Below are 21,119 nucleotides of genomic sequence, written 5' to 3' on the forward strand. Positions count from 1 at the left end.
AAAACCTGTAAAAAAGAGTAAGTCAAAAAAATAATTAAAATTCGATTACCATGAAAAACATCTTAAAAGTGATCTTGCCAGTATTGGCATTCACATTGGCAAGTGCCGGAGCTGTTAGTACAAACAATGCTAAAATAGAAGAAGCAAAAAAAACTGTACTGATTTCCGGATTTATCCAAAATCCATCGCCGGCAAACTGTCTTCCGATTACTGTAGATTGTGCTACAGCAGGCAGTCAGGCATGTATGTCTAATGAAACCACTCCTAGACAAGTGTGGCTGAAAAATTCGGCAAATGCATGTAGTGTGAACCTTTACAGAGTTACACACTAGGTAAAAAAAGAAATATGCAGTTTTCAAGAGAAAACTGCATATTGTTTTAATTGGTTTCAAAATCCGCTTTCATCCATTCTTTCTTAGGTTCATCTTTCAAATAATGACCAAACCAATCCTTCACTTTCAACGTCAAATCTTCCTGATTTTTTGGATTAAATAGAACATGCCCATCACTAGAATAGACTAACATAACGTTTTCTTTTTTTAATCGTCTGAATGCGGCGTAAAAGATTTCTAACTGTTCTGGTCTAATATTTTCATCCAACTTTCCGGTCCACGTCAGTAAAGGAGCAGTAATTTTATCAGCGTTTTGTAAAGGTGAATTGGCGTAATAAGCGTCTTTATTATCAAAAAACGGAAAACCCATCCGCAATTGTTGATTCTCATAGCGCCAGCTGTCAATTGAGCCCCAATCATTATTATAATTAAAATAATGTGTTATAATATCCGAAACACTATTGCCACTTATTGCAGTAGCGAATAAATCCGTTTGAGTAAGTATAAAATTAGTTTCATATCCACCAAACGAATGTCCAAATAATCCAATCTTTTTTACATCTGCTACTCCCATTTGTACCACTTTTGTGGCACCAGCAGTTACACAATCAGCTGCCGAAAAGCCTGTATTTCCCTTTTCATAGGCAATATCAGCCAATAAAACGGCATAGCCATTGGTCGTCAAGTTAGAGATATTGAAACCTATGATATTATCAAAGCTCGGATTTACATATTTGTGCAAATCATTAGAAACGATCTCATAAATATAAACAACCAAAGGAACTTTTTTAGTTGCATCATAGTTAGCAGGATAAAACAGTGCACCATTCAATGGTTTTCCTCTACTATCGCTATAGTGTATCATTTCCGATTTACCCCAATAATACTTCTTTTGATGCGAATTACTCTGAACAATTATCTTTTTCAAACCATTATTCTTAAACATTAATGTTGGTGCAAAATCGAAACGTTGTATCACATATACAAAAGCACTACTTTTTTTTGATTTTTTATATTTGGTAACCATCCCATCGTCAACTATTAGAGCTTGTGGTTTTTTAGTAGGTTGCAATTGATAATAACCGCTTGCACCACTATACAAATCAAACGCAGTCAGAATAAGTTCTTTTGACAAATCATAGATAAAAGTTCCCGTATTCGAGTAATTAAACTCTTCTGCATTAGAAATTGAAGAAGTATCAAATCTGAACCTCAAGTTTTTTTCTTTTCCATTAGTAAGTCTTTTACGTTGTTTGCCATCAAGAGAAATCGCCCAGATATCATGATAATCACAACACAAGATAAATTTTCCATCTTTCGTCCAATCCGTCTGACCCCACAAGCGCAACTCCTGACCAGGATCATTGATTCGATTATCCCAACTAGCGTTTAAATCTTTGGTAAGATTGGTATGTGATTTTTTCACAATGTTGTAAATCCACCAATTACTATTTTTGTAATATGTAATATATTTGCCATCAGGAGAAAAATCAAGCTGACTGTCATAACCAGTCTGTTCTTTAAGCACCAATTCTTTTATGCCTGTTCTTACATCCATCAAGTAATAATCCATATTTGCAAACATTTTATATTGAGGTTCATATTGGTCAATAGCAGCCACAAGAGCATAATCTTGACTACCGTTCAAAACAACCCATTTTTGTTGCTCCGAATTAAGCTGTTTAACTATTCCTTCTCTAGGCAACCAAACAGCTAAAAATTGCGGATAAGCCAAACTTGCTCGCAGCGCTCGCTCACGATAAAGCACCTTGTCTTTTGTATGCCAAACTTCCAGACCGCTAGAATATTTGGTAGTGTCTTTTTCAACAATTGAGGAAACACCAAAGAATACTTTCTTACCATCACGAGAAACTTTCAACTCAATATTTTGGTCGGGAGCAATTTTCATTTGCGACGGAAAAATAACATCCGAAGATTTCAAAGTAAATAATTGACTTGTTTCAAAATCATAATAACATACCGCCTCATTGCCTTTATCAACGCCATAAAAAGCAATAGAATTTCCATTATTTTGCCACTTAAAAACTTCAAAAGCTTGTGCTGTTGGTTTCATAATTTGTTGATTGCTTAGAGTGTTTTTAAAATCTAAACAACCTACAGAACCTTTTCCATTTTCCGCAGTCGAATAAACCAACTTTGTTTTATTGCTATTCCATACATATGAAGTTACATTTACAATACGCTCAAATAATAGTCCCTTCTTTCTAACAGCAAGTGTAGTTTCATTTTCTAATGTAACCAAATACTGCCCATCAGCCGTAAATTCATACCGACTTACATTTTGGTATAACTTTTCCCTACCAATTTTCAAATCAAAGATTACTAATCCTTCTTTTTTGATAAATGCGAAACTCCTTTCTCCATCAAATTGTCCAGAGAGTACATTTGGGAAAACGAACTTTTGCATAGTCCCGGTATTCAAGACAAAGGTCGTATCAATAGAATTCTGGTACAAAAAGCGATAACTGATCCAATTGCCTTTTTCAGACAATTGCTCTTCTGCCATTCTATGCCATAAACCATAATCGGCTTCCGTCACATGCTTTTTAGTTAGCACCTGTCCTATTACAGGGCAGGGTACTAACCCAATTAAAATTATGACGATCACACCATAAAGAGTCGGCAATAAAGAGACTCTCATTAATAACCGGGATTTGGGGTAAGGTTCGGATTAGCCAATAGTTCCTTCTCTGGTATTGGCCAATCAACATCGGTACTGTTCCAACCCAATTTTACAATTGGTAAGACAGAATTCAGCAATCCATCTCGTTTCAAATCAAAAAAGCGATGCCCATATTCTGTAAATAATTCATGTCGCCTTTCTTTTTGAACTGCGTCTATAATTTCAGCTTGGGTTGATGCTGTTGTATTTGATAATCCGGCTAAATTTCTAACCATATCCAAATCTTGTTTGGCATTACTCAATTCTCCTTGTCTTGCTCTTGCTTCAGCTCGAATAAGATATTGCTCAGCCAGTCTAAACACAATCGAATACTCCACAGAAGTCCCAGTATTATTGTTTTGTTTGTATTTATTAGCATGATACCAAGTATTAGAACCATCCGTTACACTTGAAATCCAATGACTTTTTCTTAAGTCATTACTGGCAAAAGAATTATACAAGTCAGCACTAAGACCAACAAAAGGCGGCGGTCCTGTCTGAAATACAAAGACAGAACCTTCATCAGCGTTATTACCACTCAACTTTGGAGAAAACTGCCAAATAGTAGCCGTACAATCTTTCAAGAATACCTTATCAATATCCGTCTCCCAAACATACTCCGCATTATTTAAGACAGCAGAAGCTGTGTTTGAAGCTTCTGTCCAATTGCCATTATACAAATATACACGTGCCAACAAAGCCAACGCAGTCGAACGGTTAGGCCGAACGCGATCGGGAGTGGTATAAGCTTCAGGCAATAAAGAAGTTGCCTGTTGCAAATCGGAGATGATATTATTGTATACTTCAGTTGCAGACATTCTTGTAACCAAGCGGTTTACCTCATAATCAGTCGAAGTTATATACGGCACATCACCATACAGATTCAATAAATAAAAATGTACAAGAGCCCTAATAAAAGTGGCCTCGCCAATAAACAGATTTTTATCAGCCGTGGAGAGTAATGTTGAATTCTCACAACCATAAATTACAGCATTAGCGCAATAAACCTGATGGTAACTTTCATTCCACAATTGCGACGCAATTGAAGTCGTTGAAAGCAAAGTATTATTAAATATTAATGAAACATTGTCGTCACTTGTTCCGTAATAAATAAGTTCATCTGCATAAAGTCCAAGGCACACTCCTGAGCCAGTGGTAGAACCTGTCAACAATCCTGTATCTCTGAGTTTTGAGTAAATATCAATAATCGCTGCATTGGCTGTCGTCTTGTCTTCAAAAATGGTATTGCCAGTCAGCTGTGAGTTAGGTTTTTCAACATCCACAAAACTATCACAGCTTGCTAAATTAAGTAGTAGAATTAAACTCAAAAATGTTATTTTAAAATTTTTCATAATTATAATATCAAGGTTATAAAGTGAGTTTAACACCTGCCGAATATACTTTCAATGGCGGCAAAAAATTACTATATTTAAACTCGGGATCTCCGTTAGAATAATTGGTAAAAGTCAACAGGTTCTGACCTTGCAGATACAATTGACAGCGAATTCCATTAGTTGATTTTAAAGGAAGATCATAAGTTAATGATACGTTTTTCAAACGTACATATGAAGCATCTTCTATATTGCCTGTACTAAGGGCATAGCGGTAATAGGCATTGATAATGTCACCATTGGACCCACTCGTAAATGGCTGTTGCCCATCTAAGTTATTCACACTTGCCAATTGATTAACTGCAGTTCCAGGAACACCGGGTGTTGGTCCAAACGCTTCTTGCTTTACAAACTGAAACAGAAAATCCAATTGCAAATTTTTATACTTGAACTGATTTTGCAAACCGCCAAAAAAATCCGGACTCAAATCAAGAATATGGGTTCTGTCGTTTAGCGAAGTGATCACGCCGTCACCATTTACATCTTCAAACTCATACACCCCAGTTGTTGGATTCGTACCGATATAATTATAAATTTTAATGATGTTTATGGGCTGACCAACTACATAGCGGTTTGCATTTGAAGAACTTTCCAGACCGGGATAAGAAATCAATTTATTTCTACTAACGGAAATATTAAAATTAGTGTTCCATTCAAAGTCCTTGTTTTGGAAATTTACAGTTCTTAATGTAAACTCCAGTCCGCTATTCTCAACCGTGGCATCAAGATTAGCATTTAACGAACCAAATCCAGTAGTTCCGGGCAAAGGAATACCAACCAACTGATTAGAAGAACGATTAAAGTAATACGCAGTCGTTAAAAATATTCGGTCTTTCAAAAATCCTGTTTCCAACGCCACTTCAAATTTCCTGTTCGTCTCCCATCCAAACTCTGGATTAAACAACCGTATAGGTTGCAACCCAATCAATCCTTGATAGGTATTACCCGATGCAGCATAAGCATCAAGGAACTGATAATCGCCGATCTGATCATTACCAGTGGTTCCATAACTCGTGCGCAATTTCCCAAAACTCAATACTGAGTTATCTTTCAAAAAATTCTCATTTGAAAAAATCCAAGCTGCACCAACAGCGCCAAAAGTTGCAAACTGTTTGCCTGGTCCAAATCGGCTTGAACCATCACGGCGACCAGTAATGTTAATGATATAACGTTCATTCCAATTATAGTTGATTCGAGCAAAAAAGGCTTGATACTTATACACAGTTTCGTCACTCAGATCGATAGTTTTGATTGATGCCGAAGCCAAATCGTGTATCAGATTGTTGCTTGAAAAACCAAAGCCATTCATGAACAATCGATTGGTTTTCTGCTGCTGAAACGTGCTTCCTACCAAGGCTTCTAGCTGCCCTTTGCCAAGTGCGGCATTCCAATTCAGTTGTGGCTCAACTATCCAAGTGCTTCTATCAGTTTGGCTAACACTCAGTCCCGAAAACTCACTTCCCAATCCATAAGCAGGATTGTACATCGTGTGCGGTTGGGTTCTACTTTCCATATTCTTTAAATCCGAATAACCAAAACTCGATTTCACTTGTAAATTTTTTAAAATCTGATAAGACATTACAGTGTTCGCAGTCAAATCTTTAATCTTTGAATTAAACTCCGATAGTATGGTGGCCAACGGATTATCCCAAGTACTATTCTCCCAATTCAAATTTCCATCAGCACTATATATCTTGGGTGCATTGGGTGCCAGTGTTCTTGAAACCGCAGTCAGATCCGTAGCCGGCTGATTGTTTTTTTGAGTAGTATAATTGGCAGAAAACACCAGCTTAAATTTATCATCATCGGAAGTATGGTTCATATTAAAATGTGCGGAACCTTTATTGTACTTAAAATCACCAGGAAAAACTGTTGTTTCCGTTCTGTAATTTCCACTTAATAAATACTGTGTCCTGGCATTTCCACCAGAAACCGAAGCCTGCAGCGTATTAATCTCTGCAGTTCCACCGATAAACTCTTCCTGCCAGTCAGTATATCGGCTTGCATCCCATGTACCGTTCACATCATAGGCGAAATCGGGATAAACACTTATTCCATCATTAGCGTAAGCCTGCTGGCGCATCGCTAAATACTGCTGGGTATTCATCAGTTTCGGATTTCGGGTAACGCTTCCAACACTAGTAGAACTGTTTATTGTAAAAGTGGTTTTTCCTTCCTTTCCTTTTTTGGTGGTAATCAATACCACGCCATTTGCACCACGTGAGCCATATATTGCCGTAGCATCGGCATCTTTCAGGACTTCAATACTTTCAATATCCGAAGGGTTTATAGAATTCAACGGGCTGGTCAAACTCGGCGCCGTTCCTGAAGTAGCAATTGAACCAATCGTTTCTGACGAATAGGGAACACCATCAATAATATAAAGTGGCTGGTTACCATCGGCACGTAAACTATTTGTACCTCTAATTCTGATAGAAAAAGCACCACCTGGACTTCCGCTGTCCTGCACAATATCAACACCAGCCATACGCCCCTGCATAGCTGACAGTACATTTGTTACAGGCTGCGTTTCAATATCCTTAGAAGTGATCCGCGCAATACTGCCTGTGCGTTCTTTGTCTTTTACTTTATAATAACCTGCATTTATAGTTACCTCCTTGAGCTGTGTACTGTCTTCTGACAATGTTACCATCAATGAAGTCTGATTCCCAACAATGATTTCCTTTGTGGAATAACCTATAAATGAAAACACAAGAACATCAGTAGAATTAGCCGTAATCGAAAAATTACCTTTTTCATCTGTTACGGCTGAGGTTGCGGTTCCTTTTACAATGATCGTTACGCCCGGAAGTGGCCCCGATGTATCGGAAACAGTGCCGGTAATTTGTTGCTGTATCTGCCCCTTATAGCCTCCAAACGTTGTTTTGGCGGCGTACAGTTGACTGGATAACAGTATAATAAAAATAAAAACACAAAGACAGAAAGGCCTGCCTTTGTTAAATGAAAGATTTTTCATAAATTTAGAAAGGATTAAAATTGAACGAAAGTTTGATTTTCTCTAGCCTTCTATGTTAGTATTCGACCACGATACATAGAAGGCTTTTCCTGTTAATTAATTCGCCATAGGCATAATTCGGTTTTTGGGTTATTTAATAAATTAATAGCTGTTGTATGGATTTTAGACCTGCGCTTACAGGTAATTTATATAGCGAAGCTGATAGCATAATGACCTGGCCCTTCCCTCGACTAATTCAACGGAATACCAGTACGAGCCAGGCATTATAAAAAAGTAAAGACTACACCATAAGCAAACCAATTACAGGTTAAACAAAAATGCAGCGAACCTTAAATAGTGAAGTTGCTTTGAGAAGTTGAGGATGTTGCCAAAAAAAAGAGGCGCGGAACTCAACATATCCGCTTCCGAGGTACTGGTATACCCTTATGCGCGAATAAGTGAGCCCACGCCCTTTTATAGGCGTGAGCATTCACACTTATCATCTCGCGCATTTAAAAATTACCAGTTTTCGGAAACGAGACTCCAAGCGAATGCTTCAAATGTTTTTCTATTGAAGAATCGCAAATTTAATAAAACACGTACTGATTAACTAGTACTGAGCCAAATATATTAAAAAATTTCGGTACGCCAAAACGTACCGATAAATTATTTTAGTTAATGTTAATTGCAGTTGTGAAAAAAGAGACAGACGACAATACTATATTCAAGATTTCAATTAGCTTACGGAAGCTACTTGAAATCAATGGTAACTTGCCGATAAAGCAGAGTTATGATAAAATTGCTACGACTGCAAATATCAGAAAAGCTACGGTCTCTAATACGTTTAATGCAAAGTCAGTTCCAAATTCCTTAACATTGTTTTTAATCATTGAAGCAATGGGCTTTTCCTTAGTAGATTTTTCAAAAGTTTATGATTCAATTGTACCTTCTGACATTGAATTATTTAAAACATTTTTAGCTGAACAACCTAGAAATACAAAAAAATAGCAACTTTCACCGAACTTAAAACATTAGCATTAAGCATTGTAAGTTTTTTTTATATCTTTCCAGTACTATTATAATTTAGTTTTTATTCAAAGAAAATTCTATATAGTTTAATTTATTAAAGCTAAACGCTATGAATAGAGATAATGCTGTATTAATTATTTTTGGTGTTTTAGCACTTATCATAGGAATTGCCCTTAAGCTTTTTATTGGCAGAAGGAAATTCTACCGTAGAAATTCTGCAGGTGCCGAAGGCTTTAAAAATTATAGGAGTTCGTTAATAACTCCGTTTTGGGAGAATCTATTAACGCTTGCAGGTACTATTCTTGTTATTCTAGGAATAATCGCCCTTGCTATGGCAAAATGGTTATTATAAACTATGTAAATCTGTTTCATTAAGTATAAAATATTTTAGATGCGATTGCATCTTTTTTTTATGCCTCCCGAAATCAAAACAAGTATTTATACGCATATATTTTCATCGCGAAATAAAGTATTTTGCAACTTTTATTTATCAGTTAAGGAAAACCATAAAGTAATGAGAAAATGGTTTAGTAGGTTTGATGATAAAATAGGATAGTGACTGATTACAATATAGAAAATAAGATGAAATACACTTTTAGTAAACCTCAATACATAACAAAAGATTACCTATCATTCCAGATTTTAGATGAGTTCGGGAATGAAATTGGCTCTGCGGAAGGAGCAGGTAGTAAATATGGTGAATTTATTAGTGTTGTGAAGATTTATGATCCTGCACACTATAAATATGGGATAGGTTTTGCAGCTTTCCAAAAAGCTTTTGAATTAATTGATTCTGATTTTCCAATTGACATTATTAAAGCAAGTTGGAATAAAGATGGAGAATTTAAAGATTTTGAAAATGGAATGTCTACCAATCTTTTAGAATATTTAAATCATAAAAAAGTTATGAGTGATACAGATGCTGCTAAAAATACACCAACTGGAAAATGGTGTCGAAAATTAGGATTTGTAAACTGTATCATTACAAGAGATACATTAGACAATGTAGAGGTTAATTTTACCAAATGACAATAATCTCAATATATACAAACTGTCATAAAGTGTTCATAGACGTCAATTGAAGGTATGATAAAAGTTATTAAAAAATTGAAAAAATAGTAGTGTAAAAATTTGTGCAACTTCGTGATTTGAAATGGCAATACAGCAAGCGATTCTTCTAAAGCGGTACAATCAACAAACTCTAGGGTAAGTTAAACTAGTGGCGCAATTAAAGTTTGCGATTTTGCGTTGTAATATGATTTTGGACAAGACCAGTTTATTTTCAGAACATCCATCATTAAACTTTTTAGTTCTGAATATGAACTTGGCTTCACGGCGAAGAATGTAGCCCCTAATTTGAAAGCTTTATCAATTGTTTCATTGTGATTTGAAGTAGTAAGTATAACCACGTTCGCATCTTTTAAACTCCAGTCGGATTCCCTTATTTTATTGAGGCACTCAAATCCGTCACAGACAGGCATGTTTAAATCTAAGAAAATAATATCAGGAATCTTTTTATAAGTTGAAACTGTATCAATAACTTCCTTGCCATTTTCAACCTGAGTTAGTGATACCGTATTGTCAAGTTCAGAAAGAACTTCAGCAAAAAGACCACGATCATCGTCATCGTCATCCGCCATTAGAATGTGAAGGCGAGATTGTAGTTTATCAGTAATCATATTTGCATTTTTAAAAGTATAGTACTTTCAAAGTTACGCATTTGTAAGTAATAAGCTGTATTAATGATGGATATTTAAAGTAGTTTTTAAGTTTTACTATTGTAATTGAAGCTTATACCTGGATAAATAATTTCGCACCTTTTTTGAATGAAGCGACCATAGAAAATATTTACACTGAAAAGCGTATATGATTAAAAAATAAACTACCCCAAAAGTTTTGAAACTTTTGGGGTAGTAATAATAAAACGCCGGCTAAAAAGCCGTCACCAGTAGCCAATCTGATACAATACTCAAATGCGGTGCTTCAATAGATAGCTATCTATTTCCATGTAATCAAAAATGTCCTCTTCGATAACCATCTGCTTAAATATTCCCACTTGAATTTCTGCATCGAGTTCCTCTTCATTCATGGACTGCGCTTCGGCAATGTAAAACTGCCATCCAGTGAGGTCAATTTTATTTTGATGATCGTACAATAATTGTGCAAGTTCCAATTCCGCAGGCGATGCCTTCAATAGTGATGTCCATTTATCAAAATTTGCAATTTTTGCAATCACATGCTGGGCATTCATGAGGCTGAAATTTTCTTCGTCGATATCAAAGTCCGAAATAATCATTTCTACGTCAAAATACCTGGGCGTGTATTCGAATAAAAAAGAAGTTGCCGTTTTGTCTAAAACGGGAGTTTTTGTTTTAAAATCTTTGTGTAGATTTTTTGCTTGAAGTTTGAAATAATCAATAGTGTCCATAATATAGTCCTGTATTACAAAGATTATTATCCTGAGGTTTTGCGTTCGTATACTGTAGTCGGATAATAAGCTCTGAAGGTTATATTATCTAGTTATTGGTTGATAAAATCTTTGCACGAACGAGCAGGCATACCAAAAACACCTGACACAAAGATAAAAAAAATTATTCAACGTTATCACTACAACTTTAATTTTTCAATTCTTAAAAAAGAGGGCTATGATAAGGTGGTTGTTATAAATCACTTAAATCTAATTCAATAAGTTACAAAAAGTAAGATACAAAAGCATCTTTTTTCACGACCTTCCGAAATCAAAACAGGTATTTATACGCATATATTTTCATCGCGAAATAAAGTATTTTGCAACTTTAATAATAGATTACGGAAAACCATAAAATAATTAAAAAATGGTTTTGTAGGTTTGGCGCGAAAGCATACAAATTAATTCTTCCGCAGATCGGGGCTGAACGATAATTACGCATATAGAAACTACTTTTAAGGATATAAAACTTGAACTATAATTACAATAAGCAATGATGAGAAAAATAATTCAACCTTTACCAGTACAAGACTGGAAATACCTTCGCATAATTCAACTGTCTGGAAAAGAATGGAATCCCTTTACGGGTTTTCTGTCCTACTACAGAGAACATACATTTCCGGAATTTGACCAATTAGATCACGCAATTTTAGAAAGTTTAAAATCTTTTAGCATAGAATCTGAGTTTTTTTTGAATGAAGAAATTATATTAGAAAACCAAGCGGAAATAAGACTTGAAAAATATGAAAGTGAACTTTCTGAAATTATTACAATACAAATAAATCCAAAAGTTAACGAAGAATTATACAGATTAGCACAGGTTCAAGATGTATATTACTATCCCAGAGATTTTAAAGTTCAAATCTTTAAAGGGTTCAAATACACTGGTATAAATAAATATTTTCATGCGTATATGGAACATAAATTTCTTGAAGAATTAATTCCGACTATTACGCCAATTTTGTAATTATTCGATAATCAACAATTGAAAACTGTGAAAAAAAATTAAACTAAATACTATGGGAAATAAAACAGGACAATCAGGACAAGGCAATGCGGGTGGATGGCCCTCAACTACAGGAAATAAATCTGGTGGAAGCAGAAGTAATTCAACTAGCTCTTCTCAATCGAATGGTTCTTCAAAATCATCAGGATCTTCAAAATCATCAGGCTCATCAAAGAAGTAATTTAAAAATAATATTTTAGTTATGAAATTTTGGCAAGTGCCACTAAAGTTCAATTATGAAAAGTGAAGAAATCAAACAGTTTGGGTTAGTAATCATTGAATCTTTGCCGGATGATGAAAAGAAGACTGGCTTCGACTTACATTCAACGATAATAAAATATAAGACATTTGAATTTCCTGACCTAAGTTCCGAATTTTATGATGTCAGTGATCGAAAAAATTTATTCTGGCTTTTAAAGGAGTTGGTACGCAAGGCAGTTGACGAGAATCACTTTTTCATTTTACACATCGAAGCCCACGGCTTCGATGACGGAATTGAACTAAAGAACGGCGAGGAAGTCACTTGGGGAGAAATGATTCCATACTTTCAGGAAATCAATATACGTTTTCATAACTATCTTTTCATACTTCTCGGAATCTGCCGAGGTGCAGGTATTCTAAAATATATTAATCCAATGGATAGGGCTCCGTTTCGGGCATTAATATCAAGTGAAAAAGACATATTCGTCCAAGATTTAATTCCTGGGTTCGAGGAGTTTTACAAACATTTTTTCTTTGAGTTAGATGCTGTCGAATCACTCGAAAAATATAATTCAGTTATAAGTGATCCTAAAGATAAATTGATTCACGTAACGGCAGAGTACTGTTTTGATGCAATTGCTGATATTGAAAGACTGACAGCAGATAAAAACAGACTTAAAGCCACTTACAAAAGTTCATTGCTGAAGAACTATCCAGATCTGAAATATTTCTCTGATGATTATACAAACAAGTATGTAGACCATAAGCTTACCGAATTATTCGAAGACTTGAAAACACGAAAAGATTATTTCTTGATGAAGGATCTGCAAGAATAAATTCTGCCAAACGCCACTTAAAAATCAATTACTTTCTATTAATTTGCGGGTTTATTTTTTCACAATTGACTATAAAGACTACAGCAGAACATAGAATGGACAATATAACATATGAATTTTTTATTCGCAGATGCTGGGACTGCGATCGGTTCAAACACGGCGCCGATACCGATACTTGGGAAGATTTAGTGATAAAACACTATAATTTGGAAAACGCCACCGTAGGGAATTTTCAAATTACAAAAAAAGAATTTGAGAATAAGTTTGGAGAGGTCAAAGCATATTTAGATGCGGCTTATAATCAACTTATAGCAACAGCAACTAAGAAAAAGATTAACCCTAAGGCAATAGCACATTTAATAAAATCACGCGATATAGTGGCAGCATCTTCAGAACCTAGAGAGATCTTTGATGACCTTAAAACGGTTTTTCCTGTAATCAATGACAATAACCTTTAGTTATTTGACAATTATAAAAGTCGAGTCTTGCACTTATAGCTAGTCAAAAAGATAGCTATTCACTAATCAATTAACTACTAAATAGTCAACCACATTTAACATCAAAACTATGAGTTTACAATTAAACAAATTTATTGAAGAAGTAGAAAAAGCTAAAACATTACTTATCAACGAACTGGATCATGATTTGAAGTTCCTAGACATCCAGCTGGCTTTGGCAGAACATTATGGTTATTCGCAGGAAGAGAGCACTCGCACCTCATCACACAATCTCACTGCTGACCAAATATTTGAGATGCTCAAAGATTATGATTTTAAATTTCCTGATGAATCAGAAATCATCGAACTCAGTGAATCTATTCTTCCAGATGGAGCATTAAAAAGACTTGACGAACAAAAAATCAAAAGCAAGGGTGAAATTTGGGTTATCCACAAATATGATAAAGATCCACTTCCATCAAATCCACATGCACATAATGAAGAAACTGGACAAAAACTAGATTTAAGTAATGGTGATCTATATGATGGGAAAAACAATTATTTAGGTACTAATATTTCAAAAAAAAACCTCTTGCTATTGAGAGGAAAGGTTAATAAAATAACACTGCCAACCTTAGCTATTTGAGAACTTACATTCACCATACTAACTCAAAAAATCATTTTGCTTTAGACTGCTATAAGTAAAGTCAATGAAATCAAGATTTTATTAAATTTGTATCTTTAGACTTACCGGATGTGCAAGTAAAACGTTCACATTATCTCACTCACAATAGCACCAATTTATAACTATCCAATAATAAGCATGAAGGGACATCTAATCAATTATTTTATGTGGGGATATCAACTACACGTACAGGTATCATTTAAAGTGAATGCTGAAAGTTTATTTAAAAAAATAGACGCTAGACTTGATCCGGAAGTTTTTTTTGTTGGAGTTCTTGTCGAAGAAAAACCGGAAAGGCATCCGATTTGCCTTGAACCTGAAGACATCGGTTTTTTGCCGGAAAGTTTTTCCGATGTGCATTCACTGGCAAAAGAGCTGGAAAAGGTCGATGAAGAGAATAGGATTTTTCATTCTCATGAAATTGCTCAGGAAAACCACAACAGACGGATTACTACCAGATCTTACAAGGAGGCCGTAAGCAAAATTCTAAAGCGGGAAAGTGTTTTTGGAGAAAAAGAGTATTTTGTCGCTACACCAACATATGTTGAAGGCTACCATGTCTTTACCGTTTTATCGTTAAATAAAAGAGTGCTTGATGGTTATTATGAGCTAACCAAAGATTTTTTTAACGACAGATACACGATATTCCGCTCTCTGATAAAGAGCGCAATTAATATTTTCTTAGGAGAGTGTTCAATCGCATTGAAGGATCCTCATACGTCTGGAGGTGCAATTGATCGTAGGGCTGAAGAGCTGCTGAGAGAAGCTGGACGCCAGTTTATGTACACTGCCGCAGCCGCGGGTGGCAACATTATGGGATTACATGGTCTATATGATGCATGCAATGAAATAGCTTCAATGAAATATGAAGGTGCTATCGGATTAGGGAAACTGATACTAGCGCCCAAGGATCATAAAAATCTTAAATTCACACTCCAGCTCAAAACTCCGATCAGTATGAGCGATTACAGAAAAGTTAGAAAGTTTCTGGAAATTTCTGATGATAGATCTGCACTAATTTCGGATTCCGCAGTCATTTATGGGCTTGGAGAATTAAAAGGGAAATATAATCCAAAAGAAGAGTCAATATTCGTAGTCAATTTCACTAGCCATTTCCAGTGGGAGCTTTCTCATGACAATAATATCCTAATGGAAGTTGAATATAGAGAACCGCGTTTACCAAAAGAAAAAATTAACCGGGAAAAATTCTATTCTGATCTTCCTCGTCTTTTCGATTCAATTAATAAAGATAATATAGACGACTTATGGGATATAGCATTGGAGGCAACCAAGCAGAAACATGGGACAATGCTTGTAATTTCAGATAATGCAAATGCGGAATCGGAACGATTAGGGAATCAATGTTTCTCTTTAAAACCCCTAAAACTAAATGATAGTCTGGTTCAGCAGATTACTTCTATAGACGGAGCCGTGCTACTAGATAGGAATTCTGTTTGTTATGCAATTGGCGTTATTCTGGACGGACTTGCAACTGACAAGGGAGATTCTTCGCGTGGAGCGCGATATAATTCAGCACTTCGGTACTATGAGCAGTTCGGCAAAGGAGGTGGATTAGCATTAGTAATCATATCGGAAGACGGCATGATAAATCTTATACCTGATTTAAAACCTCAAATAGAAAAAAGAGATGTTAGCAACGCAATAGCAAAATTTAAAAATATACTGTCTGGCAGTACCTTGAATCATAAATCTTTTAATTATGGAATGAGAGATTTCCAGAATATCAACTTCTATTTAAGCCAGTCTGAATGCGATGAAATAAACGATACTCGCAAACAAATTGAAGAAAAGTTTTTTACAAATGATCTGTCAGCTTTGCGGATTGTTTACAACGACCTAAAGTCAGATCCTGAAATGAATGACAGCTATTACAAATAACTATGTTTACAATTGATGAATAAAAAACAACAGACTGAATTAATTAAACTAGTGGTAGATTTTTTAATTGACGCTCAATATCTTTATGATGTTGAACAATATTCGTTGAAAGCTTATCTAAATGAAGCTAGCACGAAGGTTCCTATAACATTTAAAACAAAAAATAAATGGTTAGACAATCTTACCGTCGATTACTTTAAGCAGGAAGTCCTTGATGAATGTAGTGGATATAATATTATTGAAGACTATATACTTTTAGGTTGTGAACTTGAACATTTTAAGGAGCTTGGCGAAATTAGATATTACCCCGATCAAAATTTAACCGATATTCTTAACGAAGAATTCGCTAAGTATTGAGTCGCTGCAATTTTGTACAAAAAACAGAATAAAAATAAAAAAATTGCTTAACAACAATTGGTCATGACATTAATTATAGCAAACAGGAATGAGAAACATCTCTCGTTTTCATCAGACTCCAGAATTTCCTTTGGGTCACACGGTTATTTCGATAAAGGTATAAAAATATTTAGTGTACCTTTTAAATTAAAAGGGCCTGCAAAAACTAGAGAAGACTTTAATCGGTACGAATTTGAGCATGACTACGGAATGGCAATAGTTGGAAGTTCAACCAATGCAAATACGGTAAAAGATTCAATCGCTGAGCTATTGCCTAATACAACTTACTTAACTAACATGTCTGACGTGTCAATACCCTCATTAGGATCTATTATTTTCAAAATCTATAAGGAAGTGTCACAAGAAATTACCAAAGTAATGGGTTCAGGCGGGCTTTGCGAAATTATATTTGGAGGATATTGTCTTCATCAGAGACAAATAAGAGTTCTTCGATTCTACTTTACTATCGAAGCAGATTCGACAGAATATCACGTTGAAGAGATATTAAAAAGTCAGGGCATGATGTTCTTTGGTTCGGGGAGGTTTATTGCCGAAGAAATATGGAACAATGACAAAACATTGGAACCATTACAGGTTCTAAAAAAGGTAGTACTATCGGAGAGGGACGTTAAGGTAGGCGGTCCACTTCAATTTGGAGCTTTTTATAATAAAGATTTCAAGATTTCAGGAGTCATAGAAACCGAAATTGACGAAGAAGGTAAGGAAAAACAAAGCGTGAAATACCGTCGCGGTTTAAAGGTAGAAAATGAGCTTACACAAGTAACGAAACCACCATATCTGGCATTTTCTTACGGGTATATACCGGTACGTTACAAAAGGAAATAGCTTCCATAATCTTAGAGAACTTATCATAACTTAAATTATGATAAGTCACTTTGATTATCTTCCTTCTTTAGTTCCTCAATGAAATACTTGGGTGTTATACCCGTAGAGCCCACAAAGGCTTTAACAAATCTTCTGGTGGTACTAAACCCAGCCTCCTCTGCTAGAGCATCATGCGTATAGTTTTGTAGATATTTCTCATTTCTGATTCTCTCAGCAATGTATTCCACTTTAAGATCATTGATGTAATCTGGAAACTTCTTGTTTCTGTGACGAAAAATAATTTTAGACAAATACCTTGTGTTTGTATTGAGGTAAACTGCGAGCTTTGTCAGGCTGATATCATGTTCCAGAAATTTTCGCCCATTTTCAAATTTCTGCAAACTAATCAGTAGTGTTGTTTCGGCATCTTTGCTAATCTGAAAATCTGTTTCGTCCCCTGAAGGAGCCTTAACTTTATGCATGGCTTCAAGTTTTGCAAGGAGTTCTTCATATTTATTTCTGGAATCATTACGTCTCTTAAAATAGCATAATATCCATTTGACCATGAGCAGGAACATCACTATAATGATAGTTATAAAAATCCGATCATTATATTGACGCAGATTCAGGGAGCCTTTAAGCCTGTGCTGCTCTGCAATGAGCTGTTTAGTGTCGTATTCCTTGCGTACCTTACCCTGAAGATAAGCATAAGTACGGTGTAATTTCTTATCTACCTCCAACAACTTTTCTACATAGTACAGCTGCTTTATCAGCATTTTTTTATCCTTGTAGTAAGTGATCATAAATTCATACGCTTCTCGAAGGTCAGGACGCATATAATCGCGATTTCCATATATGTCGTCAACTTTTTTAAAGTATATAAGTGCTTTTTCCTTGTCATTAAGCCCCCAGTAACTTTTGCCAATATAAAAATAGCCGACCATCTCATTAGAGAAATCTTTATTTGAGCGGATACCAGGCAGTGAAGACTCCAATTTTTCTATACTATTTGCATAGTTGTGAATCATACTTTGATTTACTCCTTCTGTGAATATGAAGTAGGGCTCCATTGCAGTATTTCCGGTTCTGCCCCCTTCCTTTATTCCTTTCTGTGTAACCGATGTACAGAGACCATGATTTCCAACCATCTTATAGCAAACTGCTAGTGAATGAAGAGAGTTTAAGTATGCCCGGATATCAGTTTTTTCAAAATAGTTGATGCACTCCTGAAAGATAGCTACAGCCTCATCATAGTAACCCAGATAAAGTTTTATCTGACCGATATGGTATTTTGTCTTGTAGATGAGATATTGATCATCTGTTTTTTCAATGTACTTGTCGGCAATAAGATAAATATCCATAGCCTCTGCAAGGCGCTTTTGTCCATAGTACGCAATTCCCTTAGAAAGATAGGCTGAACCGATAATTTCATTACTGCCAGATCTCTTGGCTGCTGCAACCATGCTGTCAGCATATACAAACTTCTGACTAATCGGTGCATAATGAACATAGTTCTTGTAGGCATTTGACAATTCTTCCCAGTTTTTCTCCGCTCTGGCCTTAATCAAAAATGAACGCAGATATACCGCCCTTTTCTCGCTACTTACACTTTCATTTTCGATACAATCGAAAAGATAGTCGAAATCCCTGTCTTTCAAAGAATCAGGTAATTGCTGGACATGCTCTTGTGCTTTACTACACGGAATAAAGCATAGAGATATAAGAAGTAAATATCTCAAGATCATAGGCTGGGTATATGCTTTTTCCATTGACAGGAAACCTATTTAATACTAAAGTATTATAACTAGATTTTAGGGTCGCTGCAATGGTTCTGAATAGATCAAAGATAATGTAAAAACAGAGAAAACCTACAAATCCTCTGCAAAAAAACCTGTGTCGATTTTCTGAAAAATGCTAGTAAATAATCTGAAAATGTGCAGAATACCATTTGCATCAAATATTAATTACCAATAGTTTTACTTCCGAATTCAAAGCATAGAATCTGGATAATATCCGGAAATCGTTCAGCTTTCCCCGGGTGAAAAATGAACTGACGAAATAAAGTAATCAGTCACATTTAACACAACACGAACATGAAAAATTTAAAAGTTTTGCTGGCAGTCCTGCCAATGCTCACTAGTGCCTGTACAGAAGAATTTGCAGGTGAAACAACTACCGAGCAATTAACAACAGTTGCAAAAAAAACAACAATAGAACCTCAGAATCCCGCAAATCCATACGATCTGGCTGGGAGCATTCACAATGAAATTCTGCAGACTCTTGATGAAATAGATTTTAATCCACAATCCATTGCTGATGTTGCACATACAGTTGATTCAATTTCGGCAAACTATCCGGAGCTAACACTGCTAGGTGGGAACTCCTCATTAGCTGCGAGGCTTGTGGAAATTAACTCGATTACCAGTAATAATGATCCTCTCGGACAGGTCTTCGATGGATCAAGTTTAGGAATTAGTGCAAGGAACAGCCTGACAGAATTTGTTAGTTCTTTGCTCTCATCTGCGGAATTTCCCTATGATGACATACATCCAACGATTGTGTCTTATGAAGCTGAAGTTCTTGACAATACAGGATTTACTATTGAGGACAAGCGTATCATTCTTACCACAACATCGGTTATCAGACATTCCGCTAGCAGAAAAAAAAGAAAAGATAAAGATTGGGAGACCTCCGTCACCAGTATTGCTGCGACTGTTTTAGGAGCAGAAGAATGTTCTGCACTTGGACTTAAGATGGGTGTAACGGTTGGCTTGTGTCAAAATGATAATATTTCGCAATGAGATGCATAGATAACAGGCTGATTCGCTACGAGCGGCAGATCGCAATTACACTTGGAATTGTACTTCTGGTGGTAAATTTAGGTGGCCTCTATTTCATTTATGAATTAATGAGCTACGATGAACTAGTGGGCTATCGTTCAGATGGAACCACAAAGTACTCCGATTCACGGAATTTTATGTATCCTTTTCTGATCATTACTCTTTTAAACATATTATACGTCTTTACTGTGCTATGTGCATGGTTCCATAAGAAAAACTGATGAAATAGTAAAAAACAAGTCGGTTTTGGCAGCAATTTACGTCAACTCAAACATTGATTAATTTGGAGAATCACATACATAAACCGTGGCAAAAGGATTTAAAAGTTTTATACCTTGCAGAGTTTAAATCGATCAAGGCATTCAAGGTATATATAAATCGGGAGTGGTTTTCTTTGATTGTCATCTTGTCCGGCACCATGACCTTTAAAGATGGTTTATCAACTACCCATATCCCGGCAGGTGCTTTGTATGCTATCCCTGTCAGAGCTAAACTCTGTGCCATTGACGCACCGTTACAAATCTGCCTGGTCACCTTTACTATTGATTTTGCTGCTGCCAATGGAGCGACAAGATTTGGAAATGCCTACATCAAGACATTGACCAACAGGTTGCCTTATGTAATTACACTTACGACATCTGAATTAAAAGATATAATAAGGCTGTTTGGAATGCTTAACAAAAAGGCTTCCATGCAGCCTACTATTTTTCAGACAGAAATAGTTGCGCTCTGCTTTAACCTGATACTATATGAATATTGCGACTTATGCCAGAAGTACAGAGAGAATAAGCCAGGGGTTTATGGGCGAAGCGAAAAAATAGTCATTGGTTTTATTACACTTGTGGAAAAGCATTGTAGAGAACATCATGATGTAAAGTTCTATGCAGATCATTTATTTGTCACTGAGGGACACCTTCGCAAGGTCGTTCGTATAGTCATAGGAAAATCGGCAAAACATTTTATAGAGAAGGCTATCATTTCAGAAGCATATATATTACTTACAGACAGCAATCTTTCCATATACGAGGTAGCTGAGCATCTGCACTTTAGCAATTCGCAGTCATTCAGCAGCTTTTTTAAAAGGCACACCACACTATCTCCCACCCGATATCGCTTAACCTTACACTTTAAATAAT

Annotated in this window: 20 protein-coding genes; 14 read left to right on the top strand and 6 right to left on the bottom strand. The window is 35.7% G+C overall.

The window, feature by feature from the left end:
* Positions 1–50: 50 nt before the first annotated feature.
* Complete coding sequence (locus ACODST_RS04515) at positions 51–332, top strand: DUF6520 family protein (RefSeq protein WP_488930916.1); 282 nt, start codon at positions 51–53, stop codon at positions 330–332.
* Positions 333–378: 46 nt separating this feature from the next.
* On the opposite strand, the gene ACODST_RS04520 is transcribed toward ACODST_RS04515, so the two are convergent.
* Genes ACODST_RS04520 through ACODST_RS04530 form a run of 3 tightly spaced genes read right to left on the bottom strand, consistent with a single transcriptional unit; the run spans position 379 to position 7,383 of the window.
* A complete protein-coding gene (locus ACODST_RS04520) occupies positions 379–2,994 on the bottom strand; it encodes a S9 family peptidase (protein WP_488930917.1) in 2,616 nt (871 codons plus the stop codon).
* On the bottom strand, positions 2,994–4,367 hold the full coding sequence (locus ACODST_RS04525; RefSeq protein ID WP_488930918.1) for a RagB/SusD family nutrient uptake outer membrane protein: 1,374 nt from the start codon (positions 4,365–4,367) through the stop codon (positions 2,994–2,996). The genes ACODST_RS04520 and ACODST_RS04525 overlap by 1 nt, the downstream gene beginning before the upstream one ends.
* Positions 4,368–4,383: 16 nt before the next feature.
* Entirely contained in the window at positions 4,384–7,383 is a 3,000-nt protein-coding gene (locus tag ACODST_RS04530) for a SusC/RagA family TonB-linked outer membrane protein (protein ID WP_488930919.1), read from the bottom strand.
* A gap of 657 nt (positions 7,384–8,040) precedes the next feature.
* Here ACODST_RS04530 and ACODST_RS04535 point away from each other — a divergent pair.
* From ACODST_RS04535 to ACODST_RS04545, 3 genes are all read left to right on the top strand, one after another.
* Entirely contained in the window at positions 8,041–8,370 is a 330-nt protein-coding gene (locus ACODST_RS04535; protein WP_488930920.1) for a hypothetical protein, read from the top strand.
* Positions 8,371–8,500: 130 nt separating this feature from the next.
* Positions 8,501–8,743 carry a molybdenum ABC transporter permease gene (locus tag ACODST_RS04540; RefSeq protein WP_488930921.1) on the top strand — a complete coding sequence of 81 codons (243 nt, stop codon included), beginning with the start codon at positions 8,501–8,503 and terminating at the stop codon, positions 8,741–8,743.
* 230 nt (positions 8,744–8,973) lie between these two features.
* Positions 8,974–9,420: a hypothetical protein gene (locus ACODST_RS04545; protein WP_488930922.1), complete on the top strand. Its 447-nt coding sequence runs from the start codon at positions 8,974–8,976 to the stop codon at positions 9,418–9,420.
* A 182-nt stretch (positions 9,421–9,602) separates the two neighbouring features.
* Here the strand turns inward: ACODST_RS04545 and ACODST_RS04550 are convergent, their stop codons facing one another.
* Positions 9,603–10,070, bottom strand: a complete 468-nt coding sequence (locus ACODST_RS04550) for a response regulator (protein WP_488930923.1) — start codon at positions 10,068–10,070, stop codon at positions 9,603–9,605.
* 290 nt (positions 10,071–10,360) lie between these two features.
* Entirely contained in the window at positions 10,361–10,819 is a 459-nt protein-coding gene (locus tag ACODST_RS04555) for a hypothetical protein (RefSeq protein ID WP_488930924.1), read from the bottom strand.
* Between the two features lie 532 nt (positions 10,820–11,351).
* Here ACODST_RS04555 and ACODST_RS04560 point away from each other — a divergent pair.
* From ACODST_RS04560 to ACODST_RS04595, 8 genes are all read left to right on the top strand, one after another.
* Complete coding sequence (locus tag ACODST_RS04560) at positions 11,352–11,825, top strand: hypothetical protein (RefSeq protein WP_488930925.1); 474 nt, start codon at positions 11,352–11,354, stop codon at positions 11,823–11,825.
* Positions 11,826–11,877: 52 nt separating this feature from the next.
* Positions 11,878–12,045: a hypothetical protein gene (locus ACODST_RS04565; RefSeq protein ID WP_488930926.1), complete on the top strand. Its 168-nt coding sequence runs from the start codon at positions 11,878–11,880 to the stop codon at positions 12,043–12,045.
* A gap of 55 nt (positions 12,046–12,100) precedes the next feature.
* Positions 12,101–12,901, top strand: a complete 801-nt coding sequence (locus ACODST_RS04570) for a hypothetical protein (RefSeq protein ID WP_488930927.1) — start codon at positions 12,101–12,103, stop codon at positions 12,899–12,901.
* 206 nt (positions 12,902–13,107) lie between these two features.
* The gene (locus ACODST_RS04575) at positions 13,108–13,359 is read left to right on the top strand and encodes a hypothetical protein (protein WP_488930928.1); all 252 of its coding nucleotides are present in this window, start codon (positions 13,108–13,110) and stop codon (positions 13,357–13,359) included.
* 109 nt (positions 13,360–13,468) lie between these two features.
* Positions 13,469–13,984 (top strand): hypothetical protein, encoded by a 516-nt coding sequence (locus tag ACODST_RS04580; RefSeq protein WP_488930929.1) that lies wholly within the window; start codon positions 13,469–13,471, stop codon positions 13,982–13,984.
* Between the two features lie 177 nt (positions 13,985–14,161).
* Positions 14,162–15,922, top strand: coding sequence for an anti-phage protein (locus ACODST_RS04585; RefSeq protein WP_488930930.1), 1,761 nt, complete (start codon positions 14,162–14,164; stop codon positions 15,920–15,922).
* A gap of 15 nt (positions 15,923–15,937) precedes the next feature.
* The gene (locus tag ACODST_RS04590) at positions 15,938–16,279 is read left to right on the top strand and encodes a hypothetical protein (protein ID WP_488930931.1); all 342 of its coding nucleotides are present in this window, start codon (positions 15,938–15,940) and stop codon (positions 16,277–16,279) included.
* 63 nt (positions 16,280–16,342) lie between these two features.
* Positions 16,343–17,164, top strand: coding sequence for a hypothetical protein (locus ACODST_RS04595; protein ID WP_488930932.1), 822 nt, complete (start codon positions 16,343–16,345; stop codon positions 17,162–17,164).
* Positions 17,165–17,199: 35 nt separating this feature from the next.
* Here the strand turns inward: ACODST_RS04595 and ACODST_RS04600 are convergent, their stop codons facing one another.
* Positions 17,200–18,912: a helix-turn-helix domain-containing protein gene (locus ACODST_RS04600; protein WP_488930933.1), complete on the bottom strand. Its 1,713-nt coding sequence runs from the start codon at positions 18,910–18,912 to the stop codon at positions 17,200–17,202.
* 324 nt (positions 18,913–19,236) lie between these two features.
* Between ACODST_RS04600 and ACODST_RS04605 the strand changes: the two genes are divergently transcribed.
* Together ACODST_RS04605 and ACODST_RS04610 are read left to right on the top strand one after the other, a co-directional pair.
* On the top strand, positions 19,237–19,944 hold the full coding sequence (locus ACODST_RS04605; protein ID WP_488930934.1) for a hypothetical protein: 708 nt from the start codon (positions 19,237–19,239) through the stop codon (positions 19,942–19,944).
* Between the two features lie 322 nt (positions 19,945–20,266).
* Positions 20,267–21,118, top strand: a complete 852-nt coding sequence (locus tag ACODST_RS04610; RefSeq protein WP_488930935.1) for a helix-turn-helix domain-containing protein — start codon at positions 20,267–20,269, stop codon at positions 21,116–21,118.
* Position 21,119 lies beyond the last annotated feature (1 nt).

The organism is Flavobacterium sp. FG19 (assembly GCF_057809475.1).

Bases quoted from the DNA above. Each gene is read 5' to 3' on its own strand.
- ACODST_RS04515 (WP_488930916.1), top strand. From the start codon at position 51: ATGAAAAACATCTTAAAAGTGATCTTGCCAGTATTGGCATTCACATTG.
- ACODST_RS04520 (WP_488930917.1), bottom strand. From the start codon at position 2,994: ATGAGAGTCTCTTTATTGCCGACTCTTTATGGTGTGATCGTCATAATT.
- ACODST_RS04525 (WP_488930918.1), bottom strand. From the start codon at position 4,367: ATGAAAAATTTTAAAATAACATTTTTGAGTTTAATTCTACTACTTAAT.
- ACODST_RS04530 (WP_488930919.1), bottom strand. From the start codon at position 7,383: ATGAAAAATCTTTCATTTAACAAAGGCAGGCCTTTCTGTCTTTGTGTT.
- ACODST_RS04535 (WP_488930920.1), top strand. From the start codon at position 8,041: ATGTTAATTGCAGTTGTGAAAAAAGAGACAGACGACAATACTATATTC.
- ACODST_RS04540 (WP_488930921.1), top strand. From the start codon at position 8,501: ATGAATAGAGATAATGCTGTATTAATTATTTTTGGTGTTTTAGCACTT.
- ACODST_RS04545 (WP_488930922.1), top strand. From the start codon at position 8,974: ATGAAATACACTTTTAGTAAACCTCAATACATAACAAAAGATTACCTA.
- ACODST_RS04550 (WP_488930923.1), bottom strand. From the start codon at position 10,070: ATGATTACTGATAAACTACAATCTCGCCTTCACATTCTAATGGCGGAT.
- ACODST_RS04555 (WP_488930924.1), bottom strand. From the start codon at position 10,819: ATGGACACTATTGATTATTTCAAACTTCAAGCAAAAAATCTACACAAA.
- ACODST_RS04560 (WP_488930925.1), top strand. From the start codon at position 11,352: ATGATGAGAAAAATAATTCAACCTTTACCAGTACAAGACTGGAAATAC.
- ACODST_RS04565 (WP_488930926.1), top strand. From the start codon at position 11,878: ATGGGAAATAAAACAGGACAATCAGGACAAGGCAATGCGGGTGGATGG.
- ACODST_RS04570 (WP_488930927.1), top strand. From the start codon at position 12,101: ATGAAAAGTGAAGAAATCAAACAGTTTGGGTTAGTAATCATTGAATCT.
- ACODST_RS04580 (WP_488930929.1), top strand. From the start codon at position 13,469: ATGAGTTTACAATTAAACAAATTTATTGAAGAAGTAGAAAAAGCTAAA.
- ACODST_RS04585 (WP_488930930.1), top strand. From the start codon at position 14,162: ATGAAGGGACATCTAATCAATTATTTTATGTGGGGATATCAACTACAC.
- ACODST_RS04590 (WP_488930931.1), top strand. From the start codon at position 15,938: ATGAATAAAAAACAACAGACTGAATTAATTAAACTAGTGGTAGATTTT.
- ACODST_RS04595 (WP_488930932.1), top strand. From the start codon at position 16,343: ATGACATTAATTATAGCAAACAGGAATGAGAAACATCTCTCGTTTTCA.
- ACODST_RS04600 (WP_488930933.1), bottom strand. From the start codon at position 18,912: ATGGAAAAAGCATATACCCAGCCTATGATCTTGAGATATTTACTTCTT.
- ACODST_RS04605 (WP_488930934.1), top strand. From the start codon at position 19,237: ATGAAAAATTTAAAAGTTTTGCTGGCAGTCCTGCCAATGCTCACTAGT.